Source organism: Niabella sp. (assembly GCF_030150205.1).
Classification (GTDB): Bacteria; Bacteroidota; Bacteroidia; order Chitinophagales; family Chitinophagaceae; genus Niabella.
Map to the genome: position 1 here is coordinate 458,338 of NZ_JASLGT010000008.1, position 13,838 is coordinate 472,175.

At 48.1% G+C, this 13,838-nt stretch carries 11 protein-coding genes; 6 read left to right on the plus strand and 5 right to left on the minus strand.

The genetic code is table 11. The features are described from left to right. Positions 1-179: 179 nt before the first annotated feature. The 3 genes from Q1V85_RS06615 to Q1V85_RS06625 form a co-directional block, all read right to left on the minus strand. Positions 180-926: a DUF2846 domain-containing protein gene (locus Q1V85_RS06615; RefSeq protein ID WP_300598506.1), complete on the minus strand. Its 747-nt coding sequence runs from the start codon at positions 924-926 to the stop codon at positions 180-182. A 151-nt stretch (positions 927-1,077) separates the two neighbouring features. Beyond that, a complete protein-coding gene (locus Q1V85_RS06620) occupies positions 1,078-3,441 on the minus strand; it encodes a M1 family metallopeptidase (protein ID WP_300598507.1) in 2,364 nt (787 codons plus the stop codon). Between the two features lie 9 nt (positions 3,442-3,450). Continuing rightward, a complete protein-coding gene (locus tag Q1V85_RS06625; RefSeq protein WP_300598508.1) occupies positions 3,451-4,032 on the minus strand; it encodes a HupE/UreJ family protein in 582 nt (193 codons plus the stop codon). A 183-nt stretch (positions 4,033-4,215) separates the two neighbouring features. Here Q1V85_RS06625 and Q1V85_RS06630 point away from each other — a divergent pair, with 183 nt between their 5' ends. The 6 genes from Q1V85_RS06630 to Q1V85_RS06655 all read left to right on the plus strand — a co-directional run bounded on the left by Q1V85_RS06630 (position 4,216) and on the right by Q1V85_RS06655 (position 10,193). Next, positions 4,216-4,740: a DUF6702 family protein gene (locus Q1V85_RS06630; protein ID WP_300598509.1), complete on the plus strand. Its 525-nt coding sequence runs from the start codon at positions 4,216-4,218 to the stop codon at positions 4,738-4,740. Positions 4,741-5,175: 435 nt separating this feature from the next. Then, complete coding sequence (lnt, locus tag Q1V85_RS06635; RefSeq protein WP_300598510.1) at positions 5,176-6,771, plus strand: apolipoprotein N-acyltransferase; 1,596 nt, start codon at positions 5,176-5,178, stop codon at positions 6,769-6,771. After that, positions 6,771-7,568, plus strand: a complete 798-nt coding sequence (locus Q1V85_RS06640; RefSeq protein ID WP_300598511.1) for an alpha/beta hydrolase — start codon at positions 6,771-6,773, stop codon at positions 7,566-7,568. Before lnt ends, Q1V85_RS06640 begins: the two co-directional genes overlap by 1 nt. A 241-nt stretch (positions 7,569-7,809) precedes the next feature. Beyond that, a complete protein-coding gene (locus tag Q1V85_RS06645; protein ID WP_300598512.1) occupies positions 7,810-8,568 on the plus strand; it encodes an SDR family NAD(P)-dependent oxidoreductase in 759 nt (252 codons plus the stop codon). Positions 8,569-8,674: 106 nt separating this feature from the next. Continuing rightward, positions 8,675-9,715, plus strand: coding sequence for an NAD(P)H-dependent glycerol-3-phosphate dehydrogenase (locus Q1V85_RS06650; RefSeq protein WP_300598513.1), 1,041 nt, complete (start codon positions 8,675-8,677; stop codon positions 9,713-9,715). Positions 9,716-9,911: 196 nt separating this feature from the next. Beyond that, complete coding sequence (locus tag Q1V85_RS06655) at positions 9,912-10,193, plus strand: hypothetical protein (RefSeq protein WP_300598514.1); 282 nt, start codon at positions 9,912-9,914, stop codon at positions 10,191-10,193. 276 nt (positions 10,194-10,469) lie between these two features. On the opposite strand, the gene ftsZ is transcribed toward Q1V85_RS06655, so the two are convergent. Further along, entirely contained in the window at positions 10,470-12,371 is a 1,902-nt protein-coding gene (gene ftsZ / locus Q1V85_RS06660) for a cell division protein FtsZ (RefSeq protein WP_300598515.1), read from the minus strand. Between the two features lie 79 nt (positions 12,372-12,450). Then, the gene (gene ftsA / locus Q1V85_RS06665) at positions 12,451-13,833 is read right to left on the minus strand and encodes a cell division protein FtsA (protein WP_300598516.1); all 1,383 of its coding nucleotides are present in this window, start codon (positions 13,831-13,833) and stop codon (positions 12,451-12,453) included. Positions 13,834-13,838: the final 5 nt, after the last annotated feature.

Sequence of the window (13,838 nt, forward strand, 5' to 3'; positions counted from 1 at the left end):
ACTTTATGCTCATGTCTGCAATAAGCCACGGAACACAGAGGCGCTAAGATCTTTATTCTTGCGGTACAAGAACCACTGAAGCACAGATGCACTGCGATAGCAGGCTATTAAAGCTTTAAGCCTAAGATACCGGTATTCATGTACTATACATACCATTTTCTGGTTGCCGAACGTTGCTTTTATTTACGTGTGCGGCCGCTCACCCTTTCGTATTCATCCCTTCCCTGCTCCGGATCTATAAGATTAAGGGATGGTTGTCCTACCCACATTCCCATCGCAATCGAGCATTTGATATAATAAGATCTGCCAAATTGTATCGTAAGCGGAACGATGGCCTTTGCTTCTGTTTTAGCCCATATCTTTTGCTTTCCCTCCTTGTATACCCGCACTTCATAACGGGAATTATTTACAGCCCGCCATACCACGGAATCATCAAGGTTAATATTATACCCGATCGCCGATCCTGTGAAATTTTTTGGTCGGTAAAAATAAATCGTAGCATAGGTAGCCGTATCAGCGCCCGGAGCCGGAGCGGCAATCGTTGCGGCAGACGCCGCCTGGCGTATGGAATCGGCCCCCTCAATGAATAAGATATTTCCTTTGATCCGGTAACAACTGCTCCAAAGATCCGGCTCTTTCAGCTCCGTGATCTGTATGGCATTTCCCCCGGCTTTTCTCGCTTTTTCCTGGGCCTTTTCAATTACCCGCTGATACTGACAGTCGGTGGTAAACCCTTTATCCCCGATCTTGAATTGCCCAATGGTTTTTGCTGCTGAAGGAATGCTTTTATTTACCTCGAATACCAGGATTTCGTCTGCGGTATCTTTCACCTGCCAGACAACTCCGGCATTTAATGTTGTGAATAATCCAGCTCCCACCAACAGCAGCGTCATCAGCAAGCATAATTTTGACAGATAGATCCTCATAGTGTTCCGTTTTTTTGTATATTAAATAGGTTTGTGCTAATATACACCAATTGCTCCACAAGTCTAAAATATCAAACCCAAAGAAACGTTCCAGGATGTTTGTATCCTTCGCGCTTCTTTGGGTCTTTGTGTATTTGTAATGGTACTGCCGTTATTTTTTCTGAGCCTGCTGCATGGGATTGGAGCCGGTGCTTTGTCCACGTGCGGCGCCTGTTTTTTGCGCAAAGGCCTTAAACCGTGTGGGGGCCGGCATCTGATTCCAGACATTATTGCTTTCATCAATATCGGCCGTTTCACGGAACGGATCCAGCCGGATACCCGTAACCTCCTTATCTTTTACAAAAAATTTGCTTACCGTATTTTCATTATGCCTCCAGATCTGCGCCGGGATACGGTCGATCTGGCGGGTACCATCTTTAAAGGTCCATTCAATAATGATCGGCATTACCATTCCGCCCTTATTTGAAAAGTCCAGCTCATAGAAATACTTATCAGCAAACCGCTGTTTTGCTTCCGGCGTCAGCGCTTCCACACCGGGTGCCTCTTCAACGGTAAAGGTCTTTGCCGCATCATACGGCTCCTGTCCGCGGGCATAATGCCAGTAAAAATCACGGGCACCGGTATCCGTATCGGTATAAAAGCGAAGGTTCCGGTCTTCCCGGTTGCGGATCTTCGAAATATCGTCAAACTCCGGAACCATCGGAGCATCCACTTTCTTTGTGATGCTTTTGGCAGGAGGTATGGTTCCGTTCACATCCGCCCTGGCCACTTTTACACTATCCAGGGATATATCCACAGGATTGATGCCATAGAACCAACCGCGCCAGAACCAGTCCAGGTCTTCACCGCTGGCATCTTCCATGGTACGGAAAAGATCCGCCGGCGTGGGGTGTTTAAAGGCCCAGCGGCGGGCATATTCCTTAAAGGCAAAATCAAAAAGATTCCGCCCCATGATCGTTTCCCTTAAGATATTTAATCCGGTAGCCGGTTTTGCATAGGCATTGGGACCAAACTGTACAATATTCTCCGAGTTGGTCATGATGGGCTCCAGCTGGGTCTTGGGCAGCTTCATATAATCCACGATCGTCCAGGCCGGCCCGCGTTTGCTGGGAAATTTATTATCCCATAATTCCTCCGTAAGGTATTGAACAAAGGTATTCAGCCCCTCATCCATCCAGGTCCACTGCCGCTCGTCGCTGTTAACGATCATGGGGAAAAAGTTATGCCCTACTTCATGGATCACCACGCCCAGCATCCCGTTCTTGGTGGCTTCGCTGTACGTACCGTCTTTTTCGGTGCGGCCATAGTTAAAACAGATCATCGGGTATTCCATACCATTGGCGGCCTCTACGCTCTGAGCAACCGGATAAGGATACGGGATCGTAAATGCAGAATAGGTTTTGATGGTATGCGCCACGGCTCTTGTTGAAAATTTGCGGTACAGGGCATAGGCTTCCTTTCCGTAAAAACTCATACACATTACTTTTTTACCATTGATCAGCTGCGGCATGCCGTCCCAGATATATTTCCGGGAGGAGGTCCAGGCAAAGTCCCGCACATTACCGGCCTTAAAATGCCAGGTTTTTGTTTGACTGCTCTTGCGCTGTTCAGCCGCCGTTGCTTCAGCAAGAGTTACGATCTCCACCGGCTCTTTGGCATTGGTGGCCTGCTGGTAACGCGCCAGCTGAGCGGGTGTGAGTACCTGGGCATAGTTCAGGCATTCGCCCGTGCTGCCCACAATATGATCGGCCGGTACGGTCATTTGAACATCAAAATCGCCAAAAGTGAGCGCAAACTCTCCCCTGCCGGTAAACTGGTGGTTCTGCCATCCCTGGAAATCGCTGTACACGCATACCCGGGGATACCATTGTGTAATGGTATACAGACTGTTCCCGTCTTCCGGGAAGAATTCGTAGCCGCCCCGGCCACCCAGGGTGATGCGATCGGGGATCTTGTAGGACCAATCGATCTTAAACTGAAAACGCTGACCAGGTTTTAACGGTGTCAGCAGGTCTACCCGCATCATGGTCTTATTTACAGTATAAGGGAGCGTTTTGCCCGTCATATCGGTTATGGACCGGATCTTATGGCCATAACCATTATCCGGCCCGTTTTGATCTTCCATTTTTGCCAGGGCCCGGTCGGTCATCATGGCCGGCATCACATTCTGATCCTGGTAATTGGCATTGTCTTTATTGCTGTGTTCGTTCTCATCCAGCTGCAGCCATATATAGGTAAGCACATCCGGCGAGTTATTAAAATAATTCAGGGTTTCGCTGCCGGTAAGCTGCTGCGCCTTTTCATCCAGTGTGCAACGGATCACATAATCGCAGCGCTGCTGCCAGTATTTGGGCCCGGGGGCACCACTGGCCGTCCGGTATTCATTAGGGGTAGGAAGGATCGTACCCAGTTGTTCGAATTTATTTCCGTGATTACTGGTTGGATTGTTCTGAATATCCTGTGCCTGGCCCGAAACGGCCCAGAAACAGGCGGCCGCAAATAACAATTTTCTCATGAATGTTCTTTATGATAATGAAGGGATCCGCTCCAGCGCCATTTTTAACGAAAGGATGAACACTATTGCAGATACCACGAAAATATAAATTCTTTGGGGAATTCGGATGCGCCCCACCACCAGCTTTGTGATCAGCAGGATGGCCAGTACCACCATCACCTGCCCGGCCTCCAGGCCCAGGTTAAAACCCAGGAGCCCCGTTCCTACCGATTCATCACTGGCCAGCATCAGCCGGATGGTATTGGCAAAGCCCAAACCATGGATGAGCCCGAAAAACAGGGCCAGGAAATAATTGGTGCGGATCTGCCGGATCTGGTTCCGGCGCAGCACATTCCACAATGCCGTGCAAACGATGGTAAGGGGTATCAGGAATTCGACCCAGGCAGAAGGAACCCGGAGCAGATCAAAAACACTGAGCGCCAGCGTTAAAGAATGTCCGACCGTAAAGGCCGTAACCAGGATCAGCACCTGTTTCCATTCTTTAAACGTATAGATCACGGCCAGCGCCAGGATAAACAACTGGTGATCCAGTGCATCCAGACTGATGATATGCCGCCACCCCTCCACAAAATAAAACCAAAAGCTGTTCATAAGGCTTCTTTATACCGCCGGAAAACAGCCGCAATGATGGTTACCGGGTAATTAAAAGACACCCCTGTAAACCCTCTACGGCTCCGGATCGCTGCGCTTCATAAAATGCCGGGCACTTATTTTATAATGCCAACCATCAAATATAATTTACCGTCTTCATATAATATACCTTTATTTGTATTAATGGCGTGTAATTACTATAAAAGGAGCCGGCTCCTATGGCTGCTGGTATTTTTTTTACTGATAGGGTTTTCCCCTGCGGCCTGGCATCCTTTTCATGTAAGCGCTACTGAAATGGAATACAACGGCAAGACGCAGAAACTGGAGATCAGCACAAAAATTTTCACCGACGACCTGGAGGCCGTGCTTACCCGTACTTATAAAACCCCGGTAGACTTTAGCAACAAATTGCGGAAGCAGGCATTGGATACACTGGTCACCAAATATATTACTACGCATTTAAGCATCCGGAGCAACGGACAGCTGCAGCGGTTAAAATTTTTTGGCTGGGAAGTGGATCATGAAGCCGTTTATATTTACACCACGGCTGAAACAACATCTTTTAATCCCCGCAATATTGCCATAGAGAATACCATCCTGTATGAACTTTTCCAGGACCAGATGAATATCGTGCATTTCATTGTAAACGGAACCCGCAAAAGCAGCAAACTTGCTTATCCGGAGCGGAAACTGCAATTTAGTTTTTAGCGACAGACTTTCAGTCTGTAAATGCCAAAAATCAAATAACAAAAAACACCTAAAATCCCAAAACTCAAAAAACAAGAAGCAATCAGCGCCGGAAAACGCAAAAATCAAAATTCAAATAACAAAAAACAATCAAAAACCGAAGAATGTAATTCACGCAACGGCGATCCCAGCCGGAGCCTTGAAATTTGAATCTTCCCGGTGAAAATCCAAAAAAAACAAATAACAAGCAACGATCAGCGCCAGGAAAACGCAAAAATTCCAAAATGACAAAAACAAACAAAACCAGGAGATCTGCTGAAAGCTAACCACTGAAAGCTAACCACTGAAAACTGACCACTGAAAAACTGACCACTGAGAACTGACCACTGAGAACCGGGCCTCCCACTGCTGGCTAATTGCCAAAACCGTGTTACATTTGGGTTCTAAGTACGGTACATGAATGTAAACAGAAATTCCGGTATATGGTTGGCCCTCCTGGGTGGTCTTTTGTTATGGGCGGGCTGGCCTTCTTCTCCCCTTACATTGCTGCTTTTTATAGCCTGGGTTCCGCTCCTGCACCTGGCTGAAACAACCCGTTCCTGGAAAAAATTCTTCGGGCTTTCGTATACAACCCTGCTGCTCTGGAATGTACTGACCACCTGGTGGGTGGCCAAGGCCAGCGTTCCCGGCGGTATCGGGGCATTTCTGGCCAACAGCCTTATTATGTGTTTGCCCTGGCTGGCTTACTTTTTTACCCGGACACGTTTCAGCCGTTTTATTTCCGGGCTGGCCCTGATCGGCTACTGGATGGCCTTTGAATGGATCCATCTCAACTGGGACCTGAGCTGGCCCTGGCTTACACTGGGTAATGCCTTTGCCCTGCATCCCAACTGGGTGCAATGGTACGAATATACCGGGGCGGCCGGCGGCAGCCTCTGGATCCTGCTCAGTAATGTACTGGTACACCAGGTATTATTCCGCTACCGCGAGGAAGGCCGGAGCACGGGTTACTTTAAGCTGGCGGCGGCCTGGGTGCTTACGTTGTGTGTACCCATTGTGCTTTCCTCATTTATAAAACAGCCATTAACACTCCTGCATAACAAATACAATGTAGTAGTGGTGCAGCCCAACTACGATCCCTGGGATACCAAGTTTGCCGCCGGAAAGGAGGAAATGCAGTTACAGGAGCTAATTGCACTTTCGCAAAAGCAGATCGATGCGCATACGGCACTGGTGGTATGGCCCGAAACGGCGATCCCCTATACCGTACTGGAAGACCGGCTCCGGGACAATCTTTTTCTCAATCCCCTGTGGGCTTTCCTGCGGAATAACCCCCATGTAAACCTGCTGACCGGGCTGGAAGGGCGCCGGTTGTTTACCACGCGGGTAAGCCGGTATGCCCAAAAATTGCCGGAGGGCGGTTTTGTAGAAGGCTATAACAGCGCCGCTCTTTTTGACAGCACGTCGGCACAGATCTATCATAAATCCCGGCTGGTTCCGGGTCCGGAAGTACTGCCGGCCTTTCTCAGTTTTCTGGGGCCGGTATTTGAAAAATTCGGGGGCACGATGGGCGGTTATGCCCGCGATACGACCGAGCGGGTATTGCAAACCACCAATCATACCTTCAACATTACGCCTGCTGTTTGTTATGAAAGTATTTATGGCGACTATCTTTCGCGATTTAACCGGAAAGGCGCCAACCTCATTTGCATCATTACCAATGATGGGTGGTGGGGCGATACGCAGGGATACCGCCAGCATATGCAATATGCCCGTCTGCGGGCTATTGAAAGCCGGAAATGGGTAGCCCGCAGTGCCAATACCGGTATCAGCTGCTTTATAGATCCCTACGGCAATATCATACAGCAACTGCCCTGGAACAAACAGGGCACATTAAAACAAACCCTTGCGGCATTTGTTACTGAAACCTTTTATACCCGGCATGGCGACTGGCTTTATCATGCTGCGGCGGCATTGGCACTGGCATTTTTATTGCTCCTTTTTTATAAAGCAATGGTTCGAAACAAAACGTCCACTCAAAAATCATCCTGATGGGTACAAAAACAATCAATATCAATAACAGCATTGTCCATTATACTATTGAAGGAGTTGGACGGCCGGTGGTGCTGTTGCATGGCTTTGGCGAAGATAGCACCGTATGGGAAAACCAGGTAGCATACCTGCGGCACCATTACCAGGTGATTGTACCCGATATCCCGGGGAGCGGCCAGTCGGAACTAACGGAAGATATGAGCATGGAAGGCATTGCAGCGGTGGTTAAACTAATTATAGAGGCAGAAGAGCTTGAATCCGTAACATTGATCGGCCATAGTATGGGCGGCTACGCAACCCTGGCTTTTGCAGCGCAATATCCGCATTTACTGGATGGCTTTGGCTTGTTTCACTCTACCGGCGCTGCCGATACAGAAGAAAAAAAAGAAACCCGGCGCAAGGGCATTGCCTTTATTGAAAAGAACGGCGCCAACGCATTCCTGAAAACAACCATCCCCAACTTATTCTCGGCGCATACAAAAGAAACGCATCCGGAGCTGGTGGAGCAATTTACAGCCTCGCTGCCCGCTTTCTCAAAAACCGCCTTAAAAAGTTATTATGAAGCCATGATTCAACGACCGGAGCGGATCGATCTGTTTTCAAAAACCGATCTGCCGGTATTGTTCATTATCGGCGAACAGGATGCAGTGATATCCTTTGAGGATGTATTAAAGCAGGCCTCCATGCCCCGGGTATCCTATATTCACGTATTGCATCAATCCGGTCATATGGGAATGCTGGAGGAAGCCGCAAAAGCAAGCGCCGCTATTGAAGAATTTTTGATGGAGCTGAAATAAGCAAATAGGGTGAATAGTGAATCGGCAATAGGCAATCGATGTCATTTCCTTAAAGCACAGATGCGCAGATTTGATACCCGCTTTAATGCTCAAAAATATTGCAGATACAGCGCCGCAGGCACCATCTGCGCTTCTGCGGCCATTATAAAATCGCCGGAAACAGCATTGAATGGTGAATAGTAAATAATGCATGTGTGCATTCGAGAATGCATAAATTACAATACCAGACAAACAAAAGAAGATGAATAAAACCGTTTTTATAACAGGTGCTACCGCCGGATTCGGCGAAGCCTGTGCCAAAAAATTTGCAGCGAATAATTATAATGTGATCATCACCGGGAGACGGCAGGACCGGCTGGAACAGCTTGCTGAAACACTCACGCATGCGTACCCCGTTGAAGTATTACCGCTGACCTTTGATGTACGCAACCGGGAACAGGTGTTAAAGACCATTGCTGAACTGCCGGAAGCATGGAAGCAGATTGATGTACTGGTGAATAATGCCGGTCTGGCTGCGGGCAAGGATGATTTTGACCAGGCAAACCTGGATGACTGGGATACCATGGTAGATACCAATATTAAAGGGTTTGCCTATGTGGCGCAGGCCGTTTCGCGGCTCATGATTCCTCATAAAAGAGGACATATCATTAACCTGGGTTCCGTAGCGGCCAAGCAGGTATATGCGCAGGGCAATATGTACTGTGCTACCAAGCACGCCGTGGATGCACTGTCGCAGGGCATGCGGATCGATCTCCTGCCCTATCATATAAAGGTCACGGCTGTTCATCCCGGCGCGGCCAATACAGAATTTTCAACGGTTCGTTTTAAGGGCGACCGTATGGCCGCCGACAAGGTTTACGACGGACTGATTCCCCTGATCGCCGAAGACATTGCCGAAACCATTTTTTATTGTGCCACATTACCGGAGCACGTTTGCATCAACGACCTGGTGATCACCTGCACGCAACAAGCCGATTGTTTTTACTACGACCGGGAGTAGGACCTGAGATTTGAGCAATCAGCCTTTAGCTTTCAGCATCGTTTAGACCTGAAACATTAAACCTGAAACTGAAAGCAGTACCTTTGCTTAATAAATATTTATTCCATTGGCAATCAAATTTGGTGTAGCAGGAAGCGGCAGTTGGGCAACGGCGCTGGTGAAAATATTAACCGATAACGGGCATAAGGTGAACTGGTGTTTACGGAGTGAAACGGCCATCGGTTTTATTAAGCAACGGCATCACAACCCCAAACATCTTACCGCAGCAGTACTCAATACCAAACTGCTGTTCTTAACAACCGACCTGCATGCCGTGGTAGAGCGGTCGGAAGTGCTGATCCTTGCTATGCCTTCGGCCTATGTTGCCGAAAGCCTGCAGGAATTATCGCCGGATGTTTTTAAACACAAAAAGCTCCTCTCCGCCATCAAGGGCATCCTTCCCGGCGAAAATATTTTGCTGAATGAATACCTGGAACGGCATTTTGATGTTTCCTTAAAAAATTATTTCGCGGTACTGGGCCCCTGTCATGCGGAGGAAGTGGCCGCCGAAAAACTTTCTTATCTTACCTTTTCAGGTGTTGACGAACCAATGGCCGCAAAAATTGCGGGTCACTTTCAGTCATCATTTATCAATACCATTGTAAACACCGATATACTGGGTGTGCAGTATGCCGCGGTGTTAAAAAATATTTATGCACTGGGCGCGGGTATCGCGCACGGGCTGGACTACGGCGATAATTTCCAGAGTGTATATATTGCCAACAGCGCGGATGAGATGGCCGGCTTCCTAAGAAAATTCGGGGCGGAACACATTGTGGTGGGTGAGCATACCGATATAGATGAGCCCGAAAAAAAATATGCCAACTACTCCGCATCGGTGTACCTGGGCGATCTGCTGGTAACCTGTTATTCGCTGTACAGCCGTAACCGCACGTTCGGCAATATGATCGGTAAAGGATACAGTGTTCAGGCCGCACAACTGGAACTCCGTATGGTAGCCGAAGGCTATAATGCGGCTAAATGCATTTACAATACGAACAAATCGCTGAAAGCAGAAATGCCGATCGCCGAAACCATCTACCAGGTTCTTTGGGAAGGATTACCGCCTGCAAAAGGATTTGAAAAAATTGAAGGGTTCCTGATCTGATCTGTCAGCCAATGAAGCACAGAATATAGCAGCAGCACCGTTCAGCCAACTACTTTCAATGTATACTGCGTTTAGATAAACCCGTTCTCAATCGCGGTGTTCCAGCGCTGGCGCGGCTTTGGGGCCGATCTTGGCCAACTGCGCTATTTTCGTTATATTGGCAATCATCCAGTTTTGTCATCTTTAATAGTTGCGTATGTCTATAACAGTATTTCCAAACGGTTTCGACTCCTGGCAGAAGACCCATTTTGAAGTGGTGGAAGCGCTTTGTTACCTGCGGGATATTGAAGAACCCAACCAGGCCAAAAACTTTAATGAAATGCTGAACCGGAGTGCCACAGAAGCGCTGTACCAACTTGCGCGGGAGCTGACCGACAAATTTGAGGAAACCACCAAGGGACAGCCGCGCGACCGGACGCTTTTTGAGGAGATCGAAGCGTTTGTGGCGGAAGAAGTGAAGGCACGTGCCCGCTCATAAAACATCCCCGGTAAGCAGTTACATAAACAAGTTCAGAATGCCCCCTGGCTATAATCCGACTTTGACTTCCCCCGAACATCTTTGAAAGCGGTTTGGATCCTTAATGGTATAAGGTATTAAGCGGATCAACCAATACACCAACCGGATGTATTTGCCCCCTGCTACTTTAAATTACCGAAAACAATAAGCCCCGGCAGATAACTGCCGGGGCTACAACTATAAACTATACACCCAAACTCCATCCCGCTAACTGCGGGAATTGAATTTCCACAGGAATCAGTCTGGTTTTTTACCATCCAGGAAGGTGTTAATGGTATTGATCTGACCCTGATTTTTATCATCGGAGCTTATTTCAAACTTGCTGTAATAACTTTCGATATGATTGGAATTGTCCTGTAATTCCATGTTGCGGCGTATATAAGCCGGCACGGTTTCATATTCGCTGTTGGGATCGCTTCCGTTTACATTAAAGGAAAGATTCCGCAGTTTTTGCAACCGCTCTACCTGTTTTCTTTTTTGCAGCTGCATTTCTTCTTCCTGGCTTAACTGGGGCTGCTGCTGCACCGGCATTTCCCGCTCGGTGTTGTGCTGCGGCACCTTTACTTCTTCCCTTACCAGGTCGATCTTTTCTACCAGTTCCATTTTTTCCTCGGGAACCGGATCCGGTACCGGAGCTTTTGCTACTACTTCTTCCCGTTTTTGCTCAGCATAAATATTGGAAGGTTTTTCCAGGTAGCTGCGTACACCCACTCCTGCAGAAAGGTCCTGCTCGCCGGCTACCGGCTCTTCCATAACGCGGTTTTCAGCGGGCACTGAAGGCGAATAAAATGCCTCTTCTTCTGCAGCCACTACTTCTACAATCACTTCCGGTGCTGCTTCCGGCTCTGCATGCGTACCAATCTTTTCGTTGTCTTCAGTAGACAGGCTGTAATGAATATCTGCCGTTTCTTTTCCGTAACCAAGGTCCGACATATCTGCCAGTGTTGGCATGGGCACGTCCGCAAACATCGGTTCATCGATCAGTTTAGGCATCATCGGATCTACCTGCAATCCCAGGCTTTTTTCGGCCTCTTTCAGTTCATGTTCGATCACCTCCGGTTGCTCCACCTTCGCTTCTATTTTAGGAGCCGTATTTTGCTGGGGGGTCAGGGTCATTACGATCTTACCTTCATCCTGCTCTTCTTTTTTCAACACGGGCTTTACAAACGGATCTTTATTTTCAAAGCCGGTAGCAATGAGGGTGATACCGATCTCATCTCCCAGAGAATTATCATAACCCAAACCAAGGATCACATCGGTATTTTCTCCGGCCTGGCTTAATAAATGCGCCTGGATCACTTCTACCTCATCCATGGTAAATTCCGAATCACCTTCTGCAGAGTTAATATTGATCAGGATCCATTTTGCACCCCGGATATCATTGTCATTCAGCAACGGTGAGTTCAGCGCCTCTTCTATCGCACGTTGTGCGCGGTTTTCGCCGGAAGACGTGGCACTTCCCAGGATGGCTACACCACCGTTCTTCATTACGGTACAAACATCCGCAAAGTCTACATTGATCTGGCCGGTACTGTTAATCACATCTGTGATACATTTAGCCGCCGTAGCCAGTACGTTGTCTGCCCTTTCAAAGGCTTCCCGCATTTTCAGGTTCCCGAACTGATGACGCAATTTATCATTGCTGATCACCAGCAAGGTATCTACATATTGTTTCAGGATCTTAATACCTTCTTCCGCCTGTTTATGGCGCTTCTTTCCTTCATAAGCAAAAGGCATGGTAACAATACCCACGGTAAGTACGCCCAGGTCTTTGCAGATCTTTGCAATGATGGGAGCGCCGCCCGTACCGGTACCACCACCCATGCCGGCGGTGATGAATGCCATCTTGGTGTTTACTTCAACGATACGTTTGATCTCCTCCAGTGACTCTTCGGTAGCCTGGCGGCCGATCTCAGGATTAGCTCCGGCGCCCAGTCCGGATGTCAGCTGGGGTCCCAGCTGGATGCGGTTGGGGATCTGGCTGTTTGAAAGCGCCTGGGCATCGGTATTACAAATAATGAAGTTTACGCCGTCGATGTTTTGACTGAACATATGATTAACAGCGTTGCCGCCGCCACCGCCTACTCCAATCACTTTGATGATGGAGGACTGTTCTTTAGGTAAATCAAAATGTATCATCTTTTAAAAATTTGTGGTTTCCCTTCCATGAAAACCTGTTTTGTAAATGGGTTAATTATAGTTGTTGTTGAAATCGTGTTTACAGGTGTCCGTCTTCTTCTTCTTTAAAAATGTCGATGATTCCGTTTTTAAATTTGTCCCAGAAGTTCCTCAGCGGTTGTCTTTTTTCTACGGAAGCAACGGCGTTTCCTTCTGTAACCAGTACCTCTTCCTGCACGGCTGCCACGACGTTTGACCGGATCAGATCCTGGGGTACCGGGATATTGATAAAACTTTTCTCAAATACTTTACGGTTATTTTCAAAATCATCATAGCCTTTCAGGATCAATCCCAGGCAGGTGGAGTAGGTTGGTTTAGCCAGCTCTTCGATATGCCCTGCAGCCAGGTGCTCATTTGGTAAACCGATTCTCGCCGGTAAGCCGGTTACATATTCCGTCAGCTGAATGAGGTGCCGTAACTGCGAACCACCACCGGTGAGCACGATGCCTCCGTTGAGATGGCGGTTATCCATACCAATCTGTTTCAGGTGATAGGTTACAAAGTCCAGGATCTCGCTCATACGGGCCTGGATGATATTGGCCAGATTTTTTACGCTGATCTCTTTTGCCGGCATGCCGCGTAAACCGGGAATGGTAATATATGCATTGGCTTTTGCCTCATTGGCCAGGGCACTGCCAAACTGTGTTTTCATCTGCTCTGCCTGGCTTTTTAATACGCCTAAACCGGTTTTAATATCGTTGGTGATGTTTTCTCCTGCAAAAGGAATCACCGCTGTATGCCGTAATACACCATCGGCAAATACGGCCAGATCGGTTGTACCGCCACCGATATCTACAATGGCTACACCTGCTTCCAGGTCTTCCTGTCCCATTACCGCTGCTGCGGACGCCAATGGCTGCAATACAAGGTCTTTGGTATATAAGCCTGCTTTCTCCACACTGCGGTTGATATTGCGGATGGCATTTTTATCGCCGGTGATGATGTGAAAGTTTGCACCCAGCTTTACGCCGCTGTACCCGATCGGGCGCACGATATTGGGCATATTGTCAATCGTATACTCCTGCGGGATCACATCAATGATCTGGTCGCCTGCCGGAATATAGGTTTTGTATTGTTTGCTGATCAGCAGGTCTACCTCCGCCTGGGTGATCTCCTCTTCTTCGCTTTCCCGCACAATATCGCCGCGCGTTTGCAGACTCTTTATGTGATGCCCTGCAATACCCACATACACTTCTCCAATGTTCAGGTTCGGATTTACCGACAAACAATTTTCCAGTGCCTGTTTGATGGCTTTGATCGTTTCATCGATATTCAATACCTGGCCATGCTTTACTCCATTGGAGTTTGCCTTGCCAAATCCAAGAATTTCCAGCTTTCCGAACTCGTTTTTGCGCCCGGCAATAACAGCAATCTTGGTGGTTCCAATGTCCAGTCCTACGATAATGGGTTGTTCAGGATTCATATACT